This is a genomic window from Neorhizobium galegae, assembly GCF_021391675.1.
Taxonomy (GTDB): Bacteria; Pseudomonadota; Alphaproteobacteria; order Rhizobiales; family Rhizobiaceae; genus Neorhizobium; species Neorhizobium galegae_B.
Genome location: NZ_CP090095.1, coordinates 1,128,212 through 1,152,157, shown reverse-complemented (window position 1 = coordinate 1,152,157; position 23,946 = coordinate 1,128,212). Strand labels below are relative to the sequence as shown.

Here is a 23,946-nt window from a genome sequence, read left to right as displayed (position 1 = left end):
CCCCCAGGAACCAAGATCTGCAATATCGGGGTTTAGATAGGCGAATTTCGCTACAATCAACCCTCGCGTGCCTCCACCATCGCCGTCAGGGTCGCCAGCCGGTCGGCGTCGCGCGGCAGCTTGTCCTGGCGCAGACGGGCGATCCGTGGAAAGCGCATGGCGACACCCGACTTGTGGCGGGTCGAGCGGTTGATGCCCTCGAAGGCGACTTCCAGCACGAAGCCGAAATCCGGTTCCGCACGCACCGCCCGGACCGGCCCGAAACGATCGACCGTGTTGTCGCGCACGAACTTGTCGAGCACTTCGAGTTCAGCGTCGGTAAAGCCGAAATAGGCTTTCCCGACCGGCACCAGTTCTTCGCCATCAGGCGTTTCCGCCCAGACGCCGAAGGTGAAGTCGGAATAATAACTCGACCGCTTGCCGTGGCCGCGCTGGGCGTAGAGCATCACCGCGTCGATATTGTAGGGGTCCCGCTTCCACTTGAACCACGGCCCCTTGAGGCGGCCGGCCTGGTATGGGCTGTCCTTGCGCTTGATCATCACCCCTTCGATGACCGGATCGGGTGGCGCGATGCGGATGCGGTCGAGCTCGTCCCAGGTGGTGAAGGGCACGAGATCGGAGAGATCGAAACGGTCATGCGGCGCCCGCTGGATGATGTCGCCGAGGCGTCTGCGGCGTTCGAGAAAACTCTCGGCGCGGATATCGAGATCGCTTTCGAACAGCAGGTCGTAGGCGCGCACGAAGGCCGGGTAGTCATCGAGCATCTTGGCCGTCACCGTCTTGCGGTTCAGCCGCTGCTGCAGGTCGGAGAAGGTGCGCGTCGGATTGTTGGAGCGGGCAGTGCCACCGACCAGCAATTCGCCGTCGATGACGCCTTCGAAATTGATCGACCCGACGACATCCGGAAAGGCACCGGTGATGTCGTCGCCGGAGCGGGAATAGAGTTTTCTGGTGCCGCCGTAGCTCGACATCTGCACGCGGATGCCATCCCATTTCCACTCGGCGGCGTAATCGGCGGGGTCCAGCTTTTCGAGATCGCCCGTCTCCACCGGATTGGCCAGCATGACCGAGTGGAAGATCGCCGGCGTGGCGAGGACCGGCTTTTCCGCCCTGCCCTCCAGCCAGCCGAAGAGCGGTTCATAGGGCGGCGTCAATCCGTGCCAGAGCGTCTCGATCTCGGTGACGTCTTTTCCGCTCATATCCGACAGTGCCTGCTTGGCGAGGCGGGCGGAGACGCCGATGCGGAGCGCGCCGGTGACGAGCTTCAGGAAGGCGAAACGGCTCGACGTATCGAGCTTGTCGAGCAGATCGCGCACGGCGGAGCGCACCTCGGTGCGGCCGAGCGAATTCATTCTGGTGACGACCTCGCCGAGCCGTGGCTGGTGCTCGTCATCGATTTCGTCCTTGCGGGTGCCGTCCCAGACGAGCGAAATGGTCTCGGCGAGATCGCCGACATAATCGTAGGAATACTGGAAGAGGATGGGGTCCATGCGTTCCAGCACGAGATCGCGCAGCATGGCCGGCTTGACGCTTTTCAGATCGAGCCCACCGGCGAGTGCGGCAAGGCCGTAACCGCGGTCAGGATCGGGCGTATCGCGAAAATAGTCGGCGAGAAGGGTGAGCTTGCCGTTGCGCGACGGGGTGAGGACGAGACGGTTGAGGAGGGTGGCGAAGGGTTTCATCGTGCCACCTCATCGATGGCGTGCGTGGCATACCCCCCTCTGCCCTGCCGGGCATCTCCCCCACAAGGAGGGAGATTGGCTGGAGGCATCGCCACTGCCTCGTTCTGGCTCGTCTGCTTTGCAGCAAACAAAGCGGCAGTTATTTGGGGAAGGTCGTGCCACATCCGATCTCCCCCCTTGTGGGGGAGATGCCCGGCAGGGCAGAGGGGGGTGGCCGCGGCTTCAAGCGAAAGACCCATCCCCATCAATCCCCCTCATCCTCGTAACCCACCAGATGCAGCGGCCGGGCGGGAATGTTCTTCAGCTCGCACCAGCGCACCAGCGCTTCTTCGCGGCCGTGCGTCACCCAGACCTCGCTCGGGCCGATCTCCTCGATGGTCGAGAGAAGTTCCGGCCAGTCGCAATGGTCGGAGACGACCAGCGGCAGTTCGACGCCCCCTTGTTTGGCGCGCTGGCGCACCATCATCCAGCCCGATGCGAAGGCGATCAGCGGTTCGTTGAAACGGCGTGCCCAGCGATCCTGGAAGGCCGAGGACGGTCCGACGATGACCGCGCCCTTGAAGGCGTCGGGGCTGCTCTTCTCGATGGTCGCAGGTCTTATGTCGCCGAGATCGATGCCCTGGCCGACATAGTAGTCGCAGAGTTTTGCCAAGGCGCCGTGGATGAAGATCGGCTCATGATACCCGCAATCGCGGATCAGCCGGATGACTCGCTGCGCCTTGCCGAGCGCATAGGCGCCGACGAGATGGCTGCGTTCCGGAAACTGTTTCAGCGAGGTCAGCAGCTTGTCGATCTCGCCCTTCGGATCCGGGTGATGGAAGACCGGCAGGCCGAAGGTGGCCTCGGTGATGAACACGTCGCAGGCGACCGGCTCAAACGGTGCGCAGGTGGGGTCGATGCCGCGCTTGTAGTCGCCCGAAACCACGATCCGCAGCCCGTCCTTCTCGATGGCGATCTGGGCCGAGCCGAGCACGTGGCCGGCGGGGTGGAAGCTCACCCGCACGCCGTCGACATCGATCTCCTCGCCGAAGGCGGCTGCCTGTTCCTCGCCGCAGAAATCCTCGCCGTAGCGCAGCCGCATGATGTCGAGCGTCTGGCGCGTCGCCAGAACCTTGGCGTGGCCGGCGCGGGCGTGGTCGGAATGGCCGTGGGTGATCAGCGCCCGCTCGACGGGACGGACCGGATCGACATGGAAACGGCCGATGGGGCAGAACAGCCCGGCCGGGGTGGGATGAAGCAGCGCCTCTGGTTTCATGCCCTTGAAGATAGGGCAAAAACGGCCGGACGCCAGATCACTCCGAGGCGGCGGCCGGCTTGTTTTCGGCCATCACCGCCTGCGGCAGACGGACCGGTTTCAGCATCAGGGCGGCGATGAGGCCGATCAGCGCCATGGCGCTGCCGGCCAAGAACACCGGCGTGAAGGCCTCGGTGTAGAGCGTGTGGACCGCGATCCGCGACGGTTCGGGCAATGCGAGCATCATCAGCGGCGTCAGCGAGCCGATGTCCTCGACGCCCGGAATGCTGGTGCCGACGTCCCTGATGCCGGCCGCGACGATCGCGCCATAGACCGAGATGGCGATCGAGGCGCCGGCCATGCGCATCAGCGTCACGGCACCGGTTGCCGCGCCGACATCCTCGCGGGGGGCGGAATTCTGCACACCGATGATCGGCGCCTGCTGGCCGAAGCCGATCGCCAGTCCCTGCATCAGCATGAAGCCGAGGATGACATAGATCGGGGTTGCGACCGGAAGCTGCGAGAAGATGAACAGGGCAACGATATTCAGCGACAGGCCGAGCAACGTGAACGGCTTGTAGCGGCCGGTGATCGAGATCAGCCGGCCGGTCGTGAGCGAGCCGATGACGATGCCGAGGGTCGTGGCGACGAAGCAGAAGCTCGCGGTCGTCGGCGACAGGCCGGTGGTCGTCTGCAGGAAGAGCGCAAAATAGTTCGCCATGCCGATCGCCACCGCGCCGGTGCAGAAGGAGACGATCAGGAACAGCGAAAAGGTCGAGTCGCGGAACAGTTTCAGCGGCACGATCGGCTCGGGCACCTTCCCTTCGACGATGACCCAGAGCACGGCGCAGAGCGCGCCCGCCGCCACGACGACCATCGACTGCCAGGCGACCAGCGAACCGAACAGCGTGACGCTATCGGCCCAGACGACGACGCTCGCAACGGTTCCCGCCAGGAGGACGGCGCCGAGATAATCGATCTTCGGCTTGCGGATCGGGCGGCGATAGGGAAGCAGAAGCGAAATGCCGGTGACCGCGACGATGCCGACCGGCAGGTTGATCAGGAAGATGGACCGCCAGCCGAACAGTTCGCTCATCGTGCCGCCGAGCAGCGGCCCGAGGCTGCCCGAGGCCATGATCACCAGGCTCGAATAACTCTGGTATTTCGCCCGCTCGCGCGGTTCGAACAGGTCGGCATTGATGGAGAAGATCGATACCATGATGCCGCCGCCGCCAAAACCCTGCAGCACGCGCGAGGCGATCAGCGAATCCATCGACCAGGCAAGCCCGCAGGTGAGCGAACCGACGGTGAAGATGACGATCGCCGCCAGCATCACGTATTTGCGGCCGAACAGATCGCCAAGCTTGCCGTAGATCGGCATCGAGGTGCTGCTGGCGAGAAGGTAGGCCGAACCGATCCAGCCGAAACGCTCCAGTTCGCCGAACTCGCCGACAATCGTCGGCAGCGCCGTCGAGACGATCTGGTTGTCCAGCGTCGCCATGAACAGCGCCGTCAGCAAAAAGCAGAAGATCACCAACCGCTGGCGGTGGTTGGCGACAAGCGGCACGTGGGCCGGGCGGGTCATATCCATGGATCAATCCAATGCGTCGGAATTTATGTGCTTCCAGCATATAATTGTCAACGGCACTTTGATGCACAATGCAAAGAACGGTTGGAAAGCCTTAACCGCTTTGATATGTTTCATCCCATGACGACGAAGAGCCTTTTGAAAGAGAAACCCGCTGCCGCCTCGCCTTCCCCCGAGGATGTGGCCCGCGTGAGCGAAACGCTCGGGCGGATGCGGATCCTGATCGGCCGGCGGATCATCGGCCGCACGGCGATCGCCAATATCGCGCCGGGCCTGGAAATCTCGCATCTCGACGTGCTCGACGTGATGCGCCGGATCGAGGGCGAGGTGACGGTCGGTGCTATCGCCGAGGCGATGCGCATCGACCCCTCGCGCGGCAGCCGGCTGGTCGCCGATCTCGTCGCCCGCGGCATCCTGCGCCGCGACGCCTCTCAGGCGGACGGCCGCCGCTCGCTGGTCGTGCGCACCGAATTCGGCGACAGCCTGCTGGCCGAGATCCGCGCCGTCAAACGCACGCTGCTGGCACGCGTCCTGGAGGACTGGCCGGAAGACGAACTCAATGCCTTTTCGGTGCTGTTCGAAAAGTTCGTGTCGAGTTTCGAGGAGATCTACGTGGCGCCGGAAAAGCCGCCGGAGGGCACGCTTTCCGAGGCGCCTCAGCCGATGCCATAGATTGCGCATAAAATTTTACTCCAGTATAATTTTAGCTAGAAACTGGAGGCAGGCGCATGAATGTTTCGATCGATGCCCGCTGGGAAAAATTCATCGAGGAAGCCGTGCAGGACGGCCGCTATGGCTCGGCCAGCGACGTGGTGCGCGAAGGGCTGCGACTGGTGCAGGAGCGCGAATCGAAGCTTTCGGCACTGAGGGAAACTATTCAAAGCTCAATTGCAGCGGGTGGAAGCCACACCGACGAAGAAGTTGAGGCCTTTCTCGACGCAGAGGCAGAAAAGCTTGCCAAGGAAGGCTTTTGATTGCCCCAACTTCGCTATCTCGGCAGCGCTCGCTTAGATCTTGCACAGATCCAAGCTTATATTACGCGAGAAAGCGGCAACCCAGCCACGGGACGTGGCTTTGCAAGGCAATTACGGCTGAAATGCGTGAGGCTTGCCGGCCTTCCAGGTAAAATGGGACGTGCTCGCGACGAGCTTGATACCGCCATCAGAAGCACGGCTTTTCGCGGCTATGTAATCTTTTTTCGCTACGTTGGCGACGAATTCCAGGTTGTCAGCATCCTCGAAGGTCATCGGGATGTGGAAAAACATTTCGGCACGGATGCCGAAACAGAGAGCGAGGATTAAATCCCCTCGCCTCCCGAAACGCGCAGGCGGTCTCGGCCCAGATCCTTGGCTTCGTACATGGCACGGTCGGCGCGGGCGAGCAGTTCTTCCGGCGTATCGCCGTCCTGCGGGAAGAAGGCGACGCCCATGCTGCAGGTGGCGGTGACGCTCTTGCCGTCGATGACGATGGGTTTCGAGATCGCGGTCCGCAATTCCTGAAGCCGGCGCACCAGGCCGAGTTCCTCCTGGCTGACATTGCTGAAGACGATCGCGAACTCGTCGCCGCCAAGGCGAACCAGAAGATCGGTCACGCGGACGCAGTTGACCATGCGCCACGACAGCGTTTTCAACACCTCGTCGCCGGCCGCGTGCCCCAGCGTATCGTTGATCTGCTTGAAATTGTCGAGGTCGAGATAGGCGACCGTGACCTTGCGTTTCTCGCGGCGGGCCTCGTGCAGCGCGCGGCTGAACTGCGCCCAGAACAGCGTGCGGTTCGGCAGGCCGGTCAGCGGATCGTGATGCGCCATGTGCTGGATGCGCTCTTCCGCGCGGGCGCGTTCGATAGCGATGCCGGCAATGTCAGTCGCCATCGCCGTCAGTTCGAGCTCGAGCTCGGTCGGTTCGCGCGGCGAATCGGAATAGAGAGCGAACGTGCCCAGCACCAGCCCGTCGGCACCCATGATCGGCGTCGACCAACAGGAGCGGAAACCGAACCTCAGCGCCAGTTCGCGATAATTGTCCCAGAGCGGATCGGCCAGCACATCCTTGACGAAGACCGGTTCGCGCCGCCAGGCGGCCGTGCCGCAGGAGCCGACCTTCGGGCCGATCTCGATGCCATCGATCAGTTTCACATAAGCGGGCGGAAGGCGGGTCGCCGCGCCGTGGCGCAGCCGGTCCGTACCCTCTTCGAGAAGCAGGACCGAGGCGATGACGTCGTCCAGTTCATCTTCGACCGTTTTGACGATCGCATCCAGAACCGCCGACAAAGGCTGGCCCCGGGCGATCATCTCGAGAAGACGCGCGTGGCCGTGCCGGCGGTCGTCCTGGCGTCTGCGCTCGGTAATATCGCGCGAAATCCCGACCAGGCCGACGATCTGGCCATGAACGTCGCGTAGCGGCATTTTCGAGGTGGTGAGCCAGAGCATGCGGCCGTCGCCGAGCTTGACGCGTTCCTCGCGGCCGTCGATCGCCACGCCGGTCGACATGATCTCCTGTTCGACGAGAAACAGTTCGCGTGCGGTTTCATGATCGAGAATATCGAAATCCGTCTTGCCGATCAGGTCGTTGCCTTTGTGCAGCTTGCTGTTGCGCCCGGCTGCGGCATTGGCAAAGACGAAGCGGCCGCGACGATCCTTTACGTAAATGAAGTCCGGGAGCTGATCGAGAAGAGTGCGGGTTTCAAGTTCGCGGGTGACCAGCGCGATGTCGAGGTCTATCTCGCTGTCGGCGGAAACGCGCAGGAGGCGGCTGCAGAGTTCGTCCAGCGGATCGACAAAAGTCAAGGGCATGCTATGCGACATGGGTCCCGCCATCCGAGTGCCTCCTTTTCATTTTCCAAAGAAAATACGCGGGAAATCGCGCCAGATTGCCGTATAGCATGGCGGAGAATTCCTTATCGTTGCTTAAAATCATTGTGAAATTGCCATGATTGAAGCTTCGAAAGAAGCCTTTTTTACTCAATCAATCGGAACCTTTGAGCATAGTAACAATATAAAGGGCCGGCATGGAAAATGCTTTATTGACGCAGAGGAGACGCGCTGGATGATTTCGAGACGCACGGCATTGACGATGATCGCGGGTGCGGCGGCAGGAGCCGTGCCTCGGCCCCTCCTCGCCGCCCCCGAGGGCTTTTCGACGATCGACCTGCGCGGCTCGATCGATGCCGGCGCACACGGCGTCACCCCGGACGGCGGCGACAAGCAGAACCGCAAGCTCGCGGAGATCATCGCCAAGGCGGCGCGCCAGAACATGCCGGTCTTCCTGCCACCCGGAAACTACCCGGTATCCAATCTCGATCTGCCCGAGGGCACCCGCATGACCGGCGTGGCCGGGGCTTCCCGGCTCGTCTATTCCGGCGAGGGGCGGATGCTCACGGCCGACGGCGCGCGCCGCATCGAGCTCTCCAACATCGTCGTCGACGGGGCGAACCGCCGGCTCGACGACCAGAGCCCGGCGCTCGTCACCATGCGCGGCATCGGTGAGATCGTCATCGACAATTGCGAGATCATCGGGGCGCGCAGGACCGCAGTGCAGCTCGAACGCTGCGGCGGGCGGATCGAGCGGAGCCGGATTTCGGGCGCCACCGAATATGGGCTCTATGCCGTTGAAAGCACAGGACTTTCTGTCACCGGCAATACCGTCTCCGACTGCGGCAATGGCGGCATCCTCATCCATCGCTGGACCAAGGGCGCCGACGGCACGATCGTTTCCGGCAACCGCATCTTTCGGATCGGCGCCACAAACGGCGGCACCGGCCAGTACGGAAACGCCATCAACCTGTTCCGAGCCGGCAACGTGATGGTGACCGGCAACCAGATCTCGCATTCGGCCTTTTCGGCGATCCGCGCCAACAGCGCCTCGAACGCCCAGATCGCCAACAATACATGCCTCGCCTCCGGCGAGACGGCGATCTATGCGGAATTCGCCTTCGAGGGCGCGTTGGTTTCCGGCAATATCGTCGACGGCGCGGCGAACGGCATTTCGGTCGTCAATTTCAACGAGGGCGGCCGGCTTGCGACCGTCGCCGGCAATATTGTCCGCAACCTCACCCCCACGGGCCCGTATGTGCTCGACGGAGCGATCTTCGGCGTCGGCATCAGCGTCGAGGCGGATACCGCGGTGACCGGCAACGTCATCGAGAATGTGCCGCTCTGGGGCATGGCGCTCGGTTTCGGGCCATACCTGCGCAACGTGCTCGTCAGCAACAACATCGTTAGGCAAGCGAAGGTCGGCTGTGCGGTGACGGTGGTCGAAGGCGCCGGCAGTGCGTTGATTTCCGGCAACCTGTTCGAGGCGATGAAGGACGGCGCGGTGATCGGTTATCGCTGGCAGACACCGTCTACGGCAGAGCTCGGCCGCGGCGACGGGCAGGCCCAGGGGTTCAAACATCTGACGATCGCGAACAACCGGATCGTTTAATCGAGATCGCTGGAATCGTCCAAATCGACATTGCGGCCCCGATGGAAAATGCGCGCTATGAAGACGACATCTTCCTCCACGAAAAAGGCGATCGTCGCCTTGTAGCGATATCCAACGAGGCGAATGCCGGGTCTAATGTCGTCGCGCAACATCCCACGCTTGGGAAAGGTCGAAAAACCAAGGCAATAGCTTTGTATCTTACCGACATAGGTTCGGGCTTGCTCCGCACCCATTTCGGGAGACAGATAGATGAGAAGATCTTCAAGATCGTCGCTGGCCCTGCGTCCAAAAACGACCTTGTGGCTCATGCCTTGTTCTGCTTTTCCAGAAGCGAGGCCATCCTGGCATCAAGGCGCGCGCTGACCTCTTCGGCCGAAAGCGCCCGCTCAGGATTTGCCCTGAGTTCATCGTAGGCCGGAGCCACCTCCTCCACCAGCCACTTCTCGATCGCCGCATCGCGGGCGAGCAGCGTGCGCAGGCCGTCGCGGATGACTTCGCTTTCGGTGGCATATTCGCCGGAGGCAACCTTGGCCTTGACCATTTGCGCCATTTCGAGCGGCAGGGTGATGCTGAGCGACCGGGTGGTGCGCATGGCGGGCTCCTTTCCAAGAAATCGGACACGATTAAATCCTATCGAAAACTTTCATCATCGTCCAACGCGGATTGGTCTTCCGTTTTGTGCGCCCTGCCCGTAGCTTGCGCTCGCATTTCCTGGAGGGACTTTAATGCTGAAAATCTATGGTGTTTACCGTTCGCGCGCCACTCGGCCGCTGTGGCTTATCGAGGAACTGGGTATTCCTTTCGAACTTATTCCGATCGTCCAGGGCTACCGCCTGCCCGAGCCGATGGCACCGGGCGCGCCGGTCAACACGCTGTCGCCGGAATTCCTGAGCATCAACCCGATGGGCTCCATCCCGTCGATGGACGACGACGGTTTCGTACTGCACGAATCGCTCGCCATCACGCTCTATCTCGCCCGCAAATACGGCGGCGAGCTCGGTCCGAGGGATATTGCCGAGGAAGGCCAGATGGTTCAGTGGTCGCTGTTCGGTGCGACCAGCATCGAGACGCCGGCTCTGAAGATTTCGGCCACGATTGCCGGCGGCAGAGCAGAGACGGAAGAAGGCAAGGCTGACATCGAAGTCGCGGCCCGCACCCTGAAACGGCCTTTCGACGTGCTCGAAAAGCACCTTTCCAAGAACAGCCACATGGTCGGCGGCCGTTTCACCGTGGCGGATATCAATGTCGGAGAAGTCGTGCGTTATGCGCAAGGCTATGCGCCGCTGTTCGACAGCCGCCCGGCCTTGAAGGCCTGGATCGAGGCCGCCCAGGCGCGCCCCGGCTTCAAGGCGATGTGGGACAAGCGGACCGCCGAACCGGCGTAACGCTTTACTTCCGGCTTTCCGTGAGCGGCGGCAGTTCCATCTTCAGCCAGTCCCGGAAAGCCCTCACCTTCGCCGGCGCCCGTGCGCCGGCGCGGGTGACGAGATAGTGCCCCATGCCGGTATGCGCCCGGATCGAAAACGGCTCGACCAGCCGCCCCTGTTCCAGCGCGTAGGTCGCCAGCGTATGCCAGGCGAGCATCACGCCCTGCCCCGCAATCGTTGCGTCGAGGCAGAGCGAAGCGTCGTTGAATACGTGGCGGGTCGCCATGCTTGCGCCGGACAAGCCTGCTTCGTTCAGCCAGATCTCCCAGGAAAACATCGAGGGGCCGTCGATGATCGCCGGCAGTTTCAGGATGTCTTTGGGTTCCTTGAGCTTTTCGGCAAGTGCCGGCGAGCAGACCGGAAAGACCGTCTGCTCGATCAGCAGTTCGGCATCGACGCCCGGCCAGGTGCCCGGCCCGACACGAATGCCGAGATCGATGTCGTCGACGCCGAGATCGGCGAGCCTAGTCGTCGCATCTATCCGCAGCCGAATTTCCGGGTGCAGGCTCGAGAACCGGTCGAGCCGGTGGACGAGGAACCGCGCTGCAAACACAGGCGCGACAGAAATTGTCAGCAGCGCATCGTCCTGGCGCCTGCCGATCGCCACCGCTTCGGAAAGCGTATGAAACCCTTCTGGTTAATCGCGCCAGCATGGGGCGGGCCGCATTGACCGGCATCATGCCCTTCGGCAGGCGTTGAAAGACCGGCTGGCCGAGCTGTGCTTCGGCCTTGATGACCTGCTGGCTGACGGCGCCGACCGAGACGCCAAGCTCGTCCGCGGCCGCCTGCAATGAGCCGAGGCGGCCGACCGCTTCCAGTGCCCGCAAGCCGTTGAGATGCACGAGGTTGAGGTTACTCATATAGATTTTCTACAGTCATACACTCAAGAACTCAATTGAAAAAGGACGCTGATGAGCCGATATTGTCTCTGCAAATGATAACAAATTTGCGAGGTGACGGTCATGGGGCCGCTGAAGATTTTCTTGAACGTGAAAGCCTGGTTGGAAACGACCGAAACATTGGCGGACCTGCAGTCGAACGACCCGTTCCGCCATCCCGACATCCGCGTGATGGACCTGCGGCAGCTCGCCGACCTGCCCTTCCCGCGCCCGCTTCACGCTGACACGAATCGCAACAACGCGCCTCTCGCGAAATGCGCCTGACGCTCCCATGATCCGCTTCCCCTAAGAGCGGATCGGGTTGCTGACGTGAATCCGTATTCGAGCGGAAAAACTTGCCCCGCCGCCTTCCGGCGTTAGACTGCGGTCGCGGCAGCCTGTTCGGCCAGGGCGCGCTGTACGGCCGGACGCTGTTTCATCCGCTCGTAGTGCGCATTGACCTTCGGAAAGTCCGCACGGTCGAGCTTCATGTTCGCGAGCCAGTCGGTCATCAGGTAGAGATAGGCGTCGGCCACAGAATAGGTTTCCCCGAGCACGTAGGGGCCTTCGAGCAACGAGTCCTCGATCACCTGGAAACTGTCGTGGAAGACCTTTGGCGCCTTGGCGACCATGTCGTCGAAGGAGGACTGATTGTCCGCCCAGCGATAACCGCGGCGCCAATGGGCGTAGGCGACATGCACCGTCGAGGCGATATAGGCATTGAACGCCTGCATCTTGCCGAACAGGAACGGGTCGTCGAGCGGCGCGAGCTTCGCCTCGGGCGCGGCCTGGGCGATGAAGGCGAGGATCGCGACGGACTCGGTGATGGTACCCCGGTCCGTTGCGAGTGCCGGGACGCGGCCCTTCGGGTTGATCTTCAGATAGGCTTCCGACTGCTGTTCCTTGTCGGCGAATTTCACCCACTTGATCTCGTAGGGAAGGCCGGATTCGGCAAGCGCGATATGGCTGGCCAGCGAACAGGCATTGGGCGAAAAGAACAGCGTATACATGAAAATCCTCCTTTGGACCGCGCCGTTCTAGCACGGTTTTTTCAGGCCAGAAGTCTCAAACCACCGATCAACTGACGCCGGGCACATCTTCCAGCCGATGCCAGACCGGAATGCCGCGTTCGTTAGCGATCCGCACGTCGTTATCGGCACCCTTGGAGGCACCCGGCAGACGCAGGACGCCTTCGCAGAGTTGCAGCAGACGACCTGCGACCGGGTGAAAGATATCCTCGTACAGGTCGTCGCCCACATGTTTTCCGCCGGCCGCATGCCAGACCGGCAGCGCCACCCATTCGCCGATCATCGGCACATGGCCGGCCTTGAACAGCGCATGCGACGGCGCTTCGAGCCGATTCAGGTTCTCGGCCATCTTCTGAGGGTCGTCTCCGGTGCCCGAGCGGTAGGGGCCAGCAATCAAAATCAACATCTTCGTTTCTCCAAACTTGTCCGCATTCATCACGGAACTGCACGAATTTGCCTGAAATGCTTTACATTGTCTGCAATTTCAGGCATACTTGCGCTTATTCATGCAATTTCGTGCAGAGTCAAGAGCCATGCTGACAACCCAACGCAAGAGCCTCATCCTCGACATCCTCCGCCGGGAGGGGCAGGTCGTCGCCAAACGGGCAGCGGAAGAATTTTCGCTTTCGGAGGACACGATCCGGCGGGACCTTCGGGAGATGGCGGCGGAAGGCCTGCTGCGGCGGGTGCATGGCGGGGCGATGCCTATCTCTCCCGACCTGCCGGATTTGTCCGCCCGGCGGGCGGTGTCGTCGGATGTCAAGCAGCGGCTCGGCAGGGCTGCGGCTGACATGGTGAAGCCGGGCCAGACGATCTTTCTGGACGGCGGCACCTCGACTGCGGAGATCGCCCGCGCCCTGCCCCGCGACTTCGCCTTTACCGTGATCACCCATAGCCCGACGATCGCGGCGGAACTCGAACACCATCCGACGGTGGAGGTGATCCTGATCGGCGGGCGGCTCTACAAACATTCGATGGTGGCGACAGGTGCGGCGGCAATGGCGCAGATCGCTCTGATGCGGCCGGACATATTCTTCCTCGGCGTCACCGCCGTGCATCCGGCCCGCGGACTTTCGACCGGCGATTTCGAGGAGGCGGCTATCAAGCGCCACATCGCGGCATGTTCCGCAGAGACGATCACGCTCGTGACAGTGGAAAAGCTGGATGCGGCCTCACCGCATATCATCATGCCGGCTTCGGCCTTGTCGGGCATGATCGTGCAGGAGGGAATCGAGGAAGAGCGGATGGCGCCTTATCGGGCGATTGGGATTCGTATGATCGAGGTTTAGTTCGGAGCGCGAAATCGGACGTAGCCGGGCACAAGCAACGCCTTCTCACCGCCGTATGCGCAGGGGCCCACCATCCCCGCCGTTATCCTCGTCCTCACAAGCGACGCTGGGCGATCGAACTGTTCTTCCGCTGGGTCAAGCAGACCCTGAAAATCCACCATTTCCTCGGCACCTCCGAGAACGCCGTACGCATCCAGATCGCCGTCGCCCTCATCGCCTTCCTGCTCCTGCGCATGGCCAAGGACGACCAAACCACCATCCAAAGCCCGCTCGCCTTCGCACGCCTCGTGCGCGCAAACATCATGCACCGCAAAAGAACAGACCAATTCCTCAAGCCGCCTCCCGACACGCCAACAAACCAAAACCAAATGGTCTTTACATGGGCCGCAATTTAAACCGGACAGCAGTGGGCTTGACCCGAGGATGACGGAGCGTGGGGAAGCTGGCCACTCCAATTGCCTTCCGCCGAAAACAGTCTAGTCGATCTCACGCAAACAGCGCGTCGGTCACCCTCACGTCACCCACATGGATGCCGTTCCAGTTCTTCATCGGCTTGTTGGCCATCGCCATCAGCTTGGCGTGCACCTCGCCGCCCTTTTCGAAATAACGGGCGATGAGGGCGAAGATCATCGCTTCGGCGGCGCGGGTGGTGCCGTCCTCGCATTTCACCGCCATGGCAATGCCCTGATCCGGCAGCGCGGCGACGAAGACGCCTTCGGCGCCGGTCTTGGCAAAGATCTTGCCGGGTGCGATTTCCATCAGCTTGGTGCAGGCGCGGTTGGTGCCGGCGACATAAAAGGGCTCGGCCATGCAGGCATCCATCAGCCGGCGCGAAGCCTTGGCGCGGCCGGCCGAGAGGGCGTTGCCCGTCGCCATCTTGGCGAACCCGTGGGCAAGGCCCTTCAACGGCACCGCATAGGTGGGGATCGAGCAGCCGTCGGTACCGCAATTCTGGTGGCCGATGATGGCGCCGGTCAGGGTTTCCATCGTGCCGCGGATTTCGGCCTGCAGCGGATGGTCGTAGCCGCCGTAACCTTTCACATCCATGCCCGTATGCACGCAGGTGCAGACGAAACCGGAATGTTTGCCGGAGCAATTGTTGTGAAGTGCAGTCGGTGCCTCGACGGTACGCGCCTGATGGATCAGCACGGCCTGCTCCGAGGCCCAATGGGCGCCGCATTCGAGCGCGCTGTCGTCACGTCCGGCCTTGCCCAGCATCGAGGCGGCCATCGCCACATGCGCGTACTCGCCGGAATGGGAGGCACAGGCAAAGGCAAGCTCCCGGTTTCCGAAGCCATAGGCATCCGCCGCACCGCTTTCAACGAGCGGCAGCGCCTGCATGGCCTTGCTGGCGGAACGGGGGAAAACATGCGCTTCCGCCTCGCCGAACGAGAACAGCACCTTGCCGTCACCATCGACGACCGCACCGAGCCCGCGGTGGCGGCTTTCGACCAGGTTGCCTCTAGTGACTTCGACGGTAACGGGGTTTTGCATGGTCTGTCCTGAAATTGCCGGTTTCAATGTGCCTATCGTCTGGCGATATCACAGGCTCTTAAACGAGTCCGGCGGGATTTTCATGGGGGACCGTATGAAATCGGTTAAGCGGTTGTTTCTGGTTATCTTCATCGTTTACCTGGTTCCGACCTTCGCGTCGGCAGGGTTGTGGGCGATCAAGGACCGGCCGTCGCGCTGGAGCGATGCGCGCTGGTCGTCGGCGGGCATCCTGCCGAAACCCGAGACAAGCAACGAAGCGGCAATCTACGTCTTCTCGGCGATGACGGGAGGCCTGAAGGGTGCGGTCGCAAGCCATGCCTGGATCGTCTTCAAGGAAAAAGGCGCAAAAACCTATACGCGATATGACAAGGTGGGCTGGGGCAATCCGATCCGCCGCAACCACCGGGAGCCGGACGCCTTCTGGTATTCCAACGCGCCGCAGCTCGTCACCTCGGTGACCGGCTCCAAGGCGGAACTGCTGATACCAAAGATCGAGGGCGCGATCGCCGCCTACCCCTATGCGGAGCCGGGCGGCTACACGATCTGGCCGGGGCCGAACTCCAACACGTTCGTCGCCCATGTGCTGCGCACCGTGCCGGAGCTCGACGCCGTGCTGCCGCCGCATGCAGTCGGGCGCGACTATCTGCCGGACGGCGAATTCATTCATGTGGACGACGACTGGCGCGACGTACATGTGACCGTGCGCGGCCTCATCGGCCTGTCGGCCGGCCTGCGTAGTGGGTTTGAGGTGCACTTCCTCGGCTTGGTCGCAGGCCTCGATTTCGCCAATCCCGGCATCAAGGTGCCGGCGCTCGGACGGATCGGGATTTAAGATGGCAGCTATGCATAAAATGCAAAACGCCCGCGGATGCGGGCGTTCGACATAACTTCATGTCAGATGGCGATCAGAAGCCGACGGCCTGACGCGCAACCCGGCGGATATCGCCTTGGGCGATGCCGAGATCGCTGAGTTCGCGCGGTGTCATACGGCCCAGTTCGGCAACCGTCTGACGATACTTGCGCCAATTGTTGAGAGTGCGTGCGACGTTCATGATGGTTCCCCTTTCCTGGGATTTTCGAAGCCAGCTGCCAGTCCTTGGCGCTCTCGTTTGCTTCGATGCCCCTTATATAAGCTCATCAAACGTGCACTGAAAGCGCCCACTTAGCAGGCCACCTATGCGAGAGGCGCATGAGTCTTTCTCATCTTAGAAATCATGAAAAATGAAGAACAGCCGACGTTGAACAAAAGCCGCTGAAATGAAAAGGGCCATAAAATGGAAAAGGGCCGCTCGAGGCGACCCTTCCATGAGTTTGGTCCGGTTGAACGAACCCGGGGCGCTTCGCAGCGGCCCGAAGGAAGATGAGGTTTAAGCCGAGGGTTGCCCCGTCAAAACCGCCACCTTTCCATTGCCCGTTACACAGACCGAAATCTCACTAGACATTGGACCACCTTCCTTTCACTACGTTGACGATGATTAAAAGGTAGGGGCCAAAGCCTGAGTCTGCAAGCCACGTTATATAAACGATTGCGTATTTAATTGAGTTGCGAAGGCGACCTTCCGTCCCTAGAATTCGCCAACTTCGATCGAGGCAGATTCCCCCCTTCAGCTCAGCGTCACGACGATCTTGCCGATATGACTGCTGGTTTCCATCAGTTTGTGGGCCTCGACGACCTCTGCGAAGGGCAGCACCGAGTGGATGACCGGGGCGACCGTTCCGTCCTCCAGGAGCGGCCAGACCTGGGCCAAAAGATCGTCGCGGATGGCGCGTTTTTCGTCTGGCGTGCGCGGGCGCATGGTCGAGCCGGTGACAGTCAGGCGCTTCACCATGATCGGTGACAAATTGACCTTTTCGGCAATGTTGCCGCCGAGGAAGGCGATGATCGAGAGGCAGCCGTCCTTGGCGAGAACCGAGAGGTTCTTTTCGAGATAGGCAGCGCCGATCATGTCGAGCACGACGTCGACGCCCTTGCCGGCGGTGAAGTCCTTGATGACTTCGGCAAAATCCTCGGTTTTGTAGTCGATGCCTCTCATGGCGCCGAGCTTTTCGCAGGCCTCGCATTTTTCCCTGGAGCCGGCAGTCGCGTAGACCGTCGCGCCGAACGCCTTGGCGAGCTGGATGGCAGTCGTGCCGATGCCGCTGGTGCCTCCGTGGATCAGCACGCTCTCGCCTTCGGTCAGGCCCGCCATCTGGAACAGATTGGCCCAGACGGTGAAGAAGGTTTCCGGCAGCGCCGCGGCCTTGACCGCGTCAAAACCCTTAGGCCATGGCAGCGCCTGGCCCGCCGGTACGGCGCAATATTCCGCGTAACCGCCGCCGTTTGCGAGCCCGCAGACCTTGTCGCCGAGCTTGAATTCGCTGACATCCTCGCCAAGCGCTACGACTTCGCCGGATATTTCCAGGCCGAGGATCGGGCTCGCGTCCTTCGGCGGCGGATAGGCGCCCTTGCGCTGCTGCACGTCCGGGCGATTGATGCCCGCCGCCTCCACCCGGACCAGGATTTCGCCCGGCCGCACCGCCGGCAGCGGCCCCGTGGCGATAGTCATCACCTCCGGCTCTCCGAAGGACGGCAGATCGACGAAACGCATTTCGGTGGGAAGCGGCATGGAAGGACTCCTCTCAGAACCAGCCATCGACTTACGGCCGGCGTCGGGCACTGACTTAGGACAGTCGTCTCGCGATAGGAAGGCGGCGTTCCGCCGCCTAGGTCATTTTGTCTCGCCGAAACTCGCGAAAACGAGACCGCCATCGCTTTCCTTGGCCTGCGCCTTGACGGCCGCGATCTCCGAACCGATGCGGCCGACATCGTCGAGCAGCAGGCCCTGGGGCAGCTCGAGCACGCCGATCGAGCAGCGCAGCAGCGGGAAGTCCCGCTCCGCGCCGGAGCGGTCGTGACCGCGGATCCTGCCGGCGGCACGCTCTTCCGGGGAATAGAGTTCGACGACGTCGTCATGAAAATCGGAGAGCAGGCGCCCGAGGATTTCATTGAGTTCCTCGCGGGTCCAGTCGCACACGCCGATGAAGAAATCGTCGCCGCCGACATGGCCGAGGAAATCGCCTTCGGAGAAGAAATAACGCTTCACCAGGGCGGCAAACAGCGAGATCGCATGGTCGCCCATCTGGAAACCGTAGTGGTCGTTGAACGGCTTGAAGTTGTCGAAATCGCAGTAACAGAAGAAGCGGGGCTCGTCGTCGTCGCGGCCGGTTTCCTGCATGAAATCGCGAATGGCGCGATTGCCCGGCAGGCCGGTCAGCGGGTTCTGGTCCTGGGCGATCTTCAACTGCTTTTCGTTGATGACCTTGATCAGCGAGGCCGCCGACACGACGCCGGCATAGCGCATGTTTTCGGTGAGGATGACGCAGGCGCTGTTTTCCATATTGGCGAACAGCCGCATCAATTCTTCTGCTTCCGCGTCCAGCCCGACGATCGGGGCGCGATCGACGAAATGCGAGATCGAACGCTCGTAGACCTTGTTCTTCAGGAGATCGCGGCCGAAGGGCTGATAGATATATTCCTTGAGATGGTATTCGTTGATGACACCGCGCGGCTCGCCATTGGCATTCAGCACCGGGAAGAAGGCCTGGCGCGGATTACGGCGGAACAGGTCGAAGACGCTGTCGATGCTCTGGTTCTCATAGACGGTCGGCAGGTGTTCGATCTGCTTGCGGATGAGGATCTCGTCGAGCGACTGACTGGAGCGACGGATACGACCGATATCGGCGAGATAGGGGAAGGACGGCTGCAGTTCGGACACGAATGTCGTCGGCCGGGCAATGAACCAGCCCTGGACGAGATCGACGCCATATTCGCGGCAGACGAGAAATTCCGCTTCCGTCTCGATGCCTTCGGCAATGACACGGATGCCGAGCACGTGGGCGATGCTGACGATGTTCTTGACGAGGTGGCGCTTGCGCGGGTTCTTGTCGATGCCGGCGATGAAATGGCGGTCGATCTTCAGATAATCGACCGGATAGTCGCAGAGCAGTTTCATTTCGCCATGGCCGACGCCGAAATCGTCGATCGCCAGCTTGAAGCCTTCCTTCCGCATCTGGGTGACCAGATCAGCGAATTCCGGCACGCTGGTATTGTCAAAACGCTCGGAGAACTCGAAGCAGACGGAAGACGGCGCGATATTCGCCTTGCGCAGGTGCTGCACGACTTTTTCGAGGAAATGTTTGCCGTGACGGATCAGCCGGACATCGAGATTGAGAAACAGCGTCTGGGACGAGAAATCCGGCAGGCTGGCGAATTTCGCCAGCGCCCGGGTTGCCATCATCTGTTCGAGTGCCAGAAGCTGGCCGGTCTCCTGGGCCTCATCGAGCAGTTCGAGCGGTGAGGAGAAACCGATCCGTTCCTGGCCGCGCAGCAGCGATTCATAGCCGAAAACAGAGCCGGTGCCGACTTCGACGATCGGCTGGAAGGCATTTTCCAAAACCAATTTTGCCAGGGTGACAAGCTGATCGCTGGCATACCGACGGAAAACGCCCGGTTCCAAGATGGCCGCAGACGACATTACTCACTACTCCACTGCGCAATGGCCTAAAATACGCCTAAAACACGAATGTCAGGTTCCTGGAAATTGGTCAAAAATACCTTTCCCGAACATGAAGGTTGGATGAAAGTTTTGTGACGAGAAAAGGCATTTTTAGACAATATTTGAGAGACTTAGCGGCAACTTTGACGTGCTTCAGGCCTTGGCCGCAAGCGCAACCGCGATCAATGCCCAGCCCTGCATCGTCAGGTCGATCGCCAGGAACAGGCCGAGGATCCACAGGCTGTTGACCGGCCAGCCGAGCGCGATGACGAGGCCCGCAAGCGCGGTTATGACGCCGCCGAAAATCACCCAGCCGGACCCGCGCATCGGCCGCATCCTGAAGCCGACCCAGATGCGGAACATGCCCGCGACGATCAGCGCCACCGCCATGAAGAAGGTGACGATGACGGCGGTCAGCGCCGGATTCCAGAAGGCGAGCAGGCCGGCGATGGTGTAAAGGATGCCGCTCGCCGCCCAGAACAGGATATGGTCCCAGCCCTTCACCTGGAAGGCATGGACGAGATAGGCGACGCCGCCGACCAGCATCATCATGCCGATGTAGAAGACCGACGCGACGGTCGCCACGAAGAGATTGGCGAGCGCGATGAAACCGAAGACGAGCAGCAGAATTCCAAGGGCGAGAAACCAGCCCCACTTGTCACGGACCGTCGAAACCGACGGCGCATCCAGACCGAACGTCATGGCCAACCCCTTTTTTTGCCAAAACCTCACCCGAACCTAACGGATAGGATGTGGAGCGGGCTTGATCCGGGTCAATGGCGCGCTTTTGCGACAGTAAGGTTCGCAATCACTTCTTGATTGGCGAGAGGATCAAAAATAACTCATTTCACTGAGGGAATCTAAGGCACGATTGAGATGGTGACAGCCAAGAGACGAAGCGTAACGAGCATCCTCCCCGAAGGCGGCATTGCAGGTGGTGAAGTATCGTGGCCCATCCGCAGCAGTGCACGCGGCTGGATCCTCGGGTCAAGCCCGAGGATGACGACGGAGAGGCCCGAGGATGACGACGGAGAGGGAGGTGCGACAGATGCCCAAAGAGACCTCTGAGCGAATTGCGATGTTTCCTATTTCGCCGATCGATCCCACGCGCTCCGTCATCCTCGGGCTTGACCCGAGGATCCACGCCCCAGCGAGCGGCATGCTATTGCCCACGGCATGCGTGAAAATCCGCGCCTCGGGCGCCCACGTCGACATTTGAGGACGCCATGACCAAACCCAATATCCTCATCGTCATGGTCGACCAGCTGAACGGGACGCTGTTTCCCGACGGACCGGCGGAGTGGCTGCATGCGCCGAACCTCAAGGCGCTCGCGGCACGAAGCGCTAGGTTCGCCAACAACTATACGTCCTCACCGCTCTGTGCGCCGGCGCGTGCCTCGTTCATGGCAGGCCAGCTGCCGAGCCGGACGCGGGTTTATGACAATGCCGCCGAATATGTTTCGTCGATCCCCACCTTCGCGCATCACCTGCGCCGCGCGGGCTATTACACGGCGCTTTCGGGAAAGATGCATTTCGTCGGACCGGACCAGCTGCACGGGTTCGAGGATCGGCTGACCACCGACATCTATCCGGCCGATTTCGGCTGGACGCCGGATTATCGCAAGCCCGGCGAGCGGATCGACTGGTGGTATCATAATCTCGGCTCGGTGACCGGCGCGGGTGTGGCCGAGATCACCAACCAGATGGAATATGACGACGAGGTCGCCTTCCTCGCCAATCAGAAGCTTTATCATCTTGCCCGCGAGCGGGACGACACCGGGCGGCGGCCCTGGGCCCTGACCGTCTCCTTCACCCATCCCCACGACCCTTACGTGGCGCGGAAAAAGTTCTGGGATCTCTACGAGGATTGCCAGCACCTGCTGCCGGAAGTCGGGCCGATCCCGCTCGAAGACCAGGACCCGCATTCGAAGCGGATCATTTTTTCCTGCGACTACAAGAATTTCGACGTGACGGAAGAGGATGTCCGCCGCTCGCGAAGAGCCTATTTCGCCAACATCTCCTATATCGACGAGAAGGTCGGCGAGCTGATCGACACGCTGACGCGGACGCGGATGCTCGACGACACGATCATCCTGTTCTGCTCGGACCATGGCGACATGCTCGGCGAGCGTGGGCTGTGGTTCAAGATGAACTTCTTCGAGGGCTCGGCGCGCGTGCCGCTGATGATCGCAGGTCCTGGCGTGCCCGCTGCCCTGCATCTGGCGCCGGTTTCCAACCTCGACGTCACCCCGACGCTTTGCGACCTCGCCGGCATTTCCATGGACGAGATCAAGCCCTGGACCGACGGCGAAAGCCTGAAGCCGATGATGGAGGGGACTGCCCGCACGAGCCCGGTGCTGATGGAATATGCCGCCGAAGGCTCCCATGCGCCGCTCGTCGCCATCCGCGCGGGCAAGTGGAAATATATCCATTGTTTGCTCGATCCGGACCAGTTGTTCGATCTGGATAGCGATCCCAAAGAACTCAACAACCTCGCCGACGATCCCGATTTTGCCGAGGTGGTCGCTCTCTTCCGGCGCCAGCGCGAGGAGCGCTGGGACATGGGCGCCTTCGACGCGGCCGTGCGCGAAAGCCAGGCGCGGCGCTGGGTGGTCTACGAGGCGCTGCGCAACGGCGCCTATTACCCCTGGGACCACCAGCCCTTGCAGAAAGCATCCGAGCGCTACATGCGCAACCACATGAACCTCGACAATCTCGAGGAATCCAAACGCTACCCGCGCGGAGAATGAGATGAAAGCCCAGCCGATCGCCAGCCATTTCATCGACGGCGAATATGTCGAGGATACCGACGGCACCGTCATCGAAAGCCTCTACCCGGCAACGGGAGAGGTGATCGCGCGACTGCATGCGGCCACGCCCGCGATCGTCGAGAGGGCGATTGCGGCCGCTAGGCGCGCCCAGCCAGCATGGGCAGCGATGAGCCCGACCGCCCGCGGCCGCATCCTCAAACGCGCCGCCGACATCATGCGGGAGCGCAACCGCGAGCTTTCCGAACTGGAGACGCTCGATACGGGCAAGCCGATCCAGGAAACCATCGTCGCCGATCCGACATCGGGTGCCGACAGCTTCGAATTCTTCGGGGGTATCGCAGCGGCAGGACTCAACGGCAGCTACATCCCGCTGGGGCAGGATTTTGCCTATACGAAACGGGTGCCTTTAGGCGTCTGCGTCGGCATCGGCGCCTGGAACTATCCGCAGCAGATCGCCTGCTGGAAGGGCGCCCCCGCGCTGATCTGCGGCAATGCCATGGTGTTCAAGCCTTCGGAAAACACGCCGCTCGGGGCGCTGAAGATCGCAGAGATCCTGATCGAGGCCGGTCTGCCCAAGGGACTCTACAACGTCATCCAGGGCGACCGGACGACCGGGCCGCTGCTGGTCAACCATCCGGATGTCGCCAAGGTGTCGCTGACCGGCTCGGTGCCGACCGGCCGCAAGGTGGCGGCCGCAGCTGCCGGCAGCCTCAAGCATGTGACGATGGAGCTCGGCGGCAAATCGCCGCTGATCGTCTTCGACGACGCCGACATCGACTCGGCGATCGGCGGGGCGATGCTCGGCAATTTCTATTCGACCGGCCAGGTCTGCTCCAACGGCACCCGCGTCTTCGTGCAGCGGAGCATCAAGGAGACGTTCCTGTCGCGTCTCAAGGCACGTACGGAAAACATGGTAATCGGCGATCCGATGGACGAGGCGACCCAGATCGGGCCGATGGTCTCCTTCGACCAACGCCAGAAGGTGATGAGCTATATCGAAAAGGGCAAGACCGAGGGTGCCACGCTCGTCACCGGCGGCGGCATTCCCAACCACGTGACCGGCGAAGGTTATTACGTGCAGCCGACCGTCTTCGCCGACGTCACCGACGACATGACGATCGCGCGGGAAGAGATTTTCGGGCCTGTCATGTGCGTGCTCGACTTCGACGACGAGGCCGAGGTCATCGCCCGCGCCAACGGTACCGAATTCGGCCTTTCGGGCGGGGTGTTCACGTCCGATCTGACGCGCGGGCATCGTGTCGTCGATCAGCTCGAGGCCGGGACGTTGTGGATCAATACCTACAATCTCTGCCCGGTGGAAATCCCCTTCGGCGGATCGAAACAATCCGGCTTCGGGCGCGAAAATTCGCTGGCCGCGCTGGAGCATTATTCGGAGCTGAAGACGGTCTATGTGGGCATGGGCAAGGTCGAGGCGCCGTATTGATGTTGTCTTTGACCGCCGCGCAAGTCCGCCCCCCTCTGGCCTGCCGGCCATCTCCCCCACAGGTGGGGAGATTGGCTGGGCGCACCGGCTTCCCCAAACAAAAGGCCGTGCCGATGGGCGCAACGTTCAAATGGCGGGAAGGTCATGCCGCCTGTGAT

23 protein-coding genes and 2 pseudogenes are annotated in these 23,946 nt (G+C 61.7%); 11 read left to right on the top strand and 14 right to left on the bottom strand.

Annotated elements, in window-relative coordinates; all coding sequences use genetic code 11:
* Window positions 1-56: 56 nt before the first annotated feature.
* The 3 genes from LZK81_RS05610 to LZK81_RS05600 all read right to left on the bottom strand — a co-directional run bounded on the left by LZK81_RS05610 (window position 57) and on the right by LZK81_RS05600 (window position 4,507).
* A complete protein-coding gene (locus tag LZK81_RS05610; protein ID WP_233955445.1) occupies window positions 57-1,682 on the bottom strand; it encodes a cisplatin damage response ATP-dependent DNA ligase in 1,626 nt (541 codons plus the stop codon).
* Between the two features lie 244 nt (window positions 1,683-1,926).
* On the bottom strand, window positions 1,927-2,937 hold the full coding sequence (locus LZK81_RS05605) for a ligase-associated DNA damage response exonuclease (RefSeq protein WP_233955444.1): 1,011 nt from the start codon (window positions 2,935-2,937) through the stop codon (window positions 1,927-1,929).
* A gap of 37 nt (window positions 2,938-2,974) precedes the next feature.
* A complete protein-coding gene (locus LZK81_RS05600) occupies window positions 2,975-4,507 on the bottom strand; it encodes an MDR family MFS transporter (protein WP_046607158.1) in 1,533 nt (510 codons plus the stop codon).
* Window positions 4,508-4,624: 117 nt separating this feature from the next.
* Between LZK81_RS05600 and LZK81_RS05595 the strand changes: the two genes are divergently transcribed.
* The 3 genes from LZK81_RS05595 to LZK81_RS05585 are packed head-to-tail and all read left to right on the top strand — an operon-like array spanning window position 4,625 to window position 5,805.
* Window positions 4,625-5,176 carry a MarR family winged helix-turn-helix transcriptional regulator gene (locus tag LZK81_RS05595; protein WP_233955443.1) on the top strand — a complete coding sequence of 184 codons (552 nt, stop codon included), beginning with the start codon at window positions 4,625-4,627 and terminating at the stop codon, window positions 5,174-5,176.
* A 56-nt stretch (window positions 5,177-5,232) separates the two neighbouring features.
* Window positions 5,233-5,478: a type II toxin-antitoxin system ParD family antitoxin gene (locus LZK81_RS05590; protein WP_046607157.1), complete on the top strand. Its 246-nt coding sequence runs from the start codon at window positions 5,233-5,235 to the stop codon at window positions 5,476-5,478.
* Complete coding sequence (locus LZK81_RS05585) at window positions 5,479-5,805, top strand: type II toxin-antitoxin system RelE/ParE family toxin (protein WP_233955442.1); 327 nt, start codon at window positions 5,479-5,481, stop codon at window positions 5,803-5,805.
* Here the strand turns inward: LZK81_RS05585 and LZK81_RS05580 are convergent.
* Window positions 5,802-7,316 (bottom strand): diguanylate cyclase domain-containing protein, encoded by a 1,515-nt coding sequence (locus LZK81_RS05580; protein ID WP_233955441.1) that lies wholly within the window; start codon window positions 7,314-7,316, stop codon window positions 5,802-5,804. The two genes, LZK81_RS05585 and LZK81_RS05580, sit on opposite strands and share 4 nt — an antisense overlap.
* Before the next feature lie 229 nt (window positions 7,317-7,545).
* On the opposite strand from LZK81_RS05580, the gene LZK81_RS05575 reads away from it, so the two are divergent.
* Entirely contained in the window at window positions 7,546-8,922 is a 1,377-nt protein-coding gene (locus LZK81_RS05575) for a TIGR03808 family TAT-translocated repetitive protein (RefSeq protein ID WP_233955440.1), read from the top strand.
* Here LZK81_RS05575 and LZK81_RS05570 read toward each other — a convergent pair.
* Together LZK81_RS05570 and LZK81_RS05565 are read right to left on the bottom strand one after the other, a co-directional pair.
* On the bottom strand, window positions 8,919-9,230 hold the full coding sequence (locus LZK81_RS05570; RefSeq protein WP_046607154.1) for a type II toxin-antitoxin system RelE/ParE family toxin: 312 nt from the start codon (window positions 9,228-9,230) through the stop codon (window positions 8,919-8,921). The two genes, LZK81_RS05575 and LZK81_RS05570, sit on opposite strands and share 4 nt — an antisense overlap.
* A complete protein-coding gene (locus tag LZK81_RS05565; protein ID WP_046607153.1) occupies window positions 9,227-9,514 on the bottom strand; it encodes a ribbon-helix-helix domain-containing protein in 288 nt (95 codons plus the stop codon). The genes LZK81_RS05570 and LZK81_RS05565 overlap by 4 nt, the downstream gene beginning before the upstream one ends.
* Window positions 9,515-9,647: 133 nt before the next feature.
* Here LZK81_RS05565 and LZK81_RS05560 point away from each other — a divergent pair, with 133 nt between their 5' ends.
* On the top strand, window positions 9,648-10,307 hold the full coding sequence (locus tag LZK81_RS05560; RefSeq protein WP_046627228.1) for a glutathione S-transferase family protein: 660 nt from the start codon (window positions 9,648-9,650) through the stop codon (window positions 10,305-10,307).
* A gap of 4 nt (window positions 10,308-10,311) precedes the next feature.
* Here the strand turns inward: LZK81_RS05560 and LZK81_RS05555 are convergent.
* A pseudogene (locus LZK81_RS05555) lies at window positions 10,312-11,209 on the bottom strand (LysR substrate-binding domain-containing protein).
* 102 nt (window positions 11,210-11,311) lie between these two features.
* Here LZK81_RS05555 and LZK81_RS05550 point away from each other — a divergent pair.
* On the top strand, window positions 11,312-11,512 hold the full coding sequence (locus LZK81_RS05550; RefSeq protein ID WP_046607150.1) for a hypothetical protein: 201 nt from the start codon (window positions 11,312-11,314) through the stop codon (window positions 11,510-11,512).
* A gap of 92 nt (window positions 11,513-11,604) precedes the next feature.
* On the opposite strand, the gene LZK81_RS05545 is transcribed toward LZK81_RS05550, so the two are convergent.
* Entirely contained in the window at window positions 11,605-12,237 is a 633-nt protein-coding gene (locus tag LZK81_RS05545) for a glutathione S-transferase family protein (RefSeq protein ID WP_233955439.1), read from the bottom strand.
* A gap of 67 nt (window positions 12,238-12,304) precedes the next feature.
* The gene (locus tag LZK81_RS05540; RefSeq protein ID WP_046627356.1) at window positions 12,305-12,661 is read right to left on the bottom strand and encodes a hypothetical protein; all 357 of its coding nucleotides are present in this window, start codon (window positions 12,659-12,661) and stop codon (window positions 12,305-12,307) included.
* Between the two features lie 127 nt (window positions 12,662-12,788).
* Between LZK81_RS05540 and LZK81_RS05535 the strand changes: the two genes are divergently transcribed.
* Entirely contained in the window at window positions 12,789-13,544 is a 756-nt protein-coding gene (locus LZK81_RS05535; RefSeq protein ID WP_233955438.1) for a DeoR/GlpR family DNA-binding transcription regulator, read from the top strand.
* 95 nt (window positions 13,545-13,639) lie between these two features.
* Window positions 13,640-13,939: pseudogene (locus LZK81_RS05530) on the top strand (transposase); the annotation flags it as partial.
* 91 nt (window positions 13,940-14,030) lie between these two features.
* On the opposite strand, the gene LZK81_RS05525 reads toward LZK81_RS05530, so the two are convergent.
* Window positions 14,031-15,038 (bottom strand): asparaginase, encoded by a 1,008-nt coding sequence (locus tag LZK81_RS05525; RefSeq protein WP_233955437.1) that lies wholly within the window; start codon window positions 15,036-15,038, stop codon window positions 14,031-14,033.
* A 94-nt stretch (window positions 15,039-15,132) separates the two neighbouring features.
* Between LZK81_RS05525 and LZK81_RS05520 the strand changes: the two genes are divergently transcribed.
* Complete coding sequence (locus LZK81_RS05520; RefSeq protein ID WP_233955436.1) at window positions 15,133-15,870, top strand: DUF3750 domain-containing protein; 738 nt, start codon at window positions 15,133-15,135, stop codon at window positions 15,868-15,870.
* A gap of 73 nt (window positions 15,871-15,943) precedes the next feature.
* Here the strand turns inward: LZK81_RS05520 and LZK81_RS05515 are convergent, their stop codons facing one another.
* The 4 genes from LZK81_RS05515 to LZK81_RS05500 all read right to left on the bottom strand — a co-directional run bounded on the left by LZK81_RS05515 (window position 15,944) and on the right by LZK81_RS05500 (window position 20,275).
* Entirely contained in the window at window positions 15,944-16,090 is a 147-nt protein-coding gene (locus LZK81_RS05515; protein ID WP_065814765.1) for a DUF1127 domain-containing protein, read from the bottom strand.
* A 552-nt stretch (window positions 16,091-16,642) separates the two neighbouring features.
* Entirely contained in the window at window positions 16,643-17,644 is a 1,002-nt protein-coding gene (locus LZK81_RS05510) for an NAD(P)H-quinone oxidoreductase (RefSeq protein ID WP_233955435.1), read from the bottom strand.
* A gap of 102 nt (window positions 17,645-17,746) precedes the next feature.
* Entirely contained in the window at window positions 17,747-19,552 is a 1,806-nt protein-coding gene (locus LZK81_RS05505) for a bifunctional diguanylate cyclase/phosphodiesterase (RefSeq protein ID WP_046607144.1), read from the bottom strand.
* 174 nt (window positions 19,553-19,726) lie between these two features.
* Entirely contained in the window at window positions 19,727-20,275 is a 549-nt protein-coding gene (locus LZK81_RS05500; RefSeq protein WP_233955434.1) for an HdeD family acid-resistance protein, read from the bottom strand.
* A 524-nt stretch (window positions 20,276-20,799) separates the two neighbouring features.
* Here LZK81_RS05500 and betC point away from each other — a divergent pair.
* Both betC and betB read left to right on the top strand, forming a co-directional pair.
* The gene (gene betC, locus LZK81_RS05495) at window positions 20,800-22,323 is read left to right on the top strand and encodes a choline-sulfatase (protein ID WP_233955433.1); all 1,524 of its coding nucleotides are present in this window, start codon (window positions 20,800-20,802) and stop codon (window positions 22,321-22,323) included.
* Between the two features lies 1 nt (window position 22,324).
* Window positions 22,325-23,788, top strand: a complete 1,464-nt coding sequence (betB, locus tag LZK81_RS05490; protein WP_233955432.1) for a betaine-aldehyde dehydrogenase — start codon at window positions 22,325-22,327, stop codon at window positions 23,786-23,788.
* The last annotated feature ends 158 nt before the right edge of the window (window positions 23,789-23,946 follow it).

Coding starts and splice junctions, on each gene's coding strand:
- LZK81_RS05550 (WP_046607150.1), top strand. CDS start 11,312: ATGGGGCCGCTGAAGATTTTCTTGAACGTGAAAGCCTGGTTGGAAACG.
- LZK81_RS05590 (WP_046607157.1), top strand. CDS start 5,233: ATGAATGTTTCGATCGATGCCCGCTGGGAAAAATTCATCGAGGAAGCC.
- LZK81_RS05580 (WP_233955441.1), bottom strand. CDS start 7,316: ATGGCGGGACCCATGTCGCATAGCATGCCCTTGACTTTTGTCGATCCG.
- LZK81_RS05575 (WP_233955440.1), top strand. CDS start 7,546: ATGATTTCGAGACGCACGGCATTGACGATGATCGCGGGTGCGGCGGCA.
- LZK81_RS05610 (WP_233955445.1), bottom strand. CDS start 1,682: ATGAAACCCTTCGCCACCCTCCTCAACCGTCTCGTCCTCACCCCGTCG.
- betC (WP_233955433.1), top strand. CDS start 20,800: ATGACCAAACCCAATATCCTCATCGTCATGGTCGACCAGCTGAACGGG.
- LZK81_RS05510 (WP_233955435.1), bottom strand. CDS start 17,644: ATGCCGCTTCCCACCGAAATGCGTTTCGTCGATCTGCCGTCCTTCGGA.
- LZK81_RS05520 (WP_233955436.1), top strand. CDS start 15,133: ATGAAATCGGTTAAGCGGTTGTTTCTGGTTATCTTCATCGTTTACCTG.
- LZK81_RS05540 (WP_046627356.1), bottom strand. CDS start 12,661: ATGTTGATTTTGATTGCTGGCCCCTACCGCTCGGGCACCGGAGACGAC.
- LZK81_RS05500 (WP_233955434.1), bottom strand. CDS start 20,275: ATGACGTTCGGTCTGGATGCGCCGTCGGTTTCGACGGTCCGTGACAAG.
- LZK81_RS05505 (WP_046607144.1), bottom strand. CDS start 19,552: ATGTCGTCTGCGGCCATCTTGGAACCGGGCGTTTTCCGTCGGTATGCC.
- LZK81_RS05535 (WP_233955438.1), top strand. CDS start 12,789: ATGCTGACAACCCAACGCAAGAGCCTCATCCTCGACATCCTCCGCCGG.
- LZK81_RS05525 (WP_233955437.1), bottom strand. CDS start 15,038: ATGCAAAACCCCGTTACCGTCGAAGTCACTAGAGGCAACCTGGTCGAA.
- LZK81_RS05605 (WP_233955444.1), bottom strand. CDS start 2,937: ATGAAACCAGAGGCGCTGCTTCATCCCACCCCGGCCGGGCTGTTCTGC.
- LZK81_RS05545 (WP_233955439.1), bottom strand. CDS start 12,237: ATGTATACGCTGTTCTTTTCGCCCAATGCCTGTTCGCTGGCCAGCCAT.
- LZK81_RS05570 (WP_046607154.1), bottom strand. CDS start 9,230: ATGAGCCACAAGGTCGTTTTTGGACGCAGGGCCAGCGACGATCTTGAA.
- LZK81_RS05600 (WP_046607158.1), bottom strand. CDS start 4,507: ATGGATATGACCCGCCCGGCCCACGTGCCGCTTGTCGCCAACCACCGC.
- LZK81_RS05595 (WP_233955443.1), top strand. CDS start 4,625: ATGACGACGAAGAGCCTTTTGAAAGAGAAACCCGCTGCCGCCTCGCCT.
- LZK81_RS05565 (WP_046607153.1), bottom strand. CDS start 9,514: ATGCGCACCACCCGGTCGCTCAGCATCACCCTGCCGCTCGAAATGGCG.
- LZK81_RS05515 (WP_065814765.1), bottom strand. CDS start 16,090: ATGAACGTCGCACGCACTCTCAACAATTGGCGCAAGTATCGTCAGACG.
- betB (WP_233955432.1), top strand. CDS start 22,325: ATGAAAGCCCAGCCGATCGCCAGCCATTTCATCGACGGCGAATATGTC.
- LZK81_RS05560 (WP_046627228.1), top strand. CDS start 9,648: ATGCTGAAAATCTATGGTGTTTACCGTTCGCGCGCCACTCGGCCGCTG.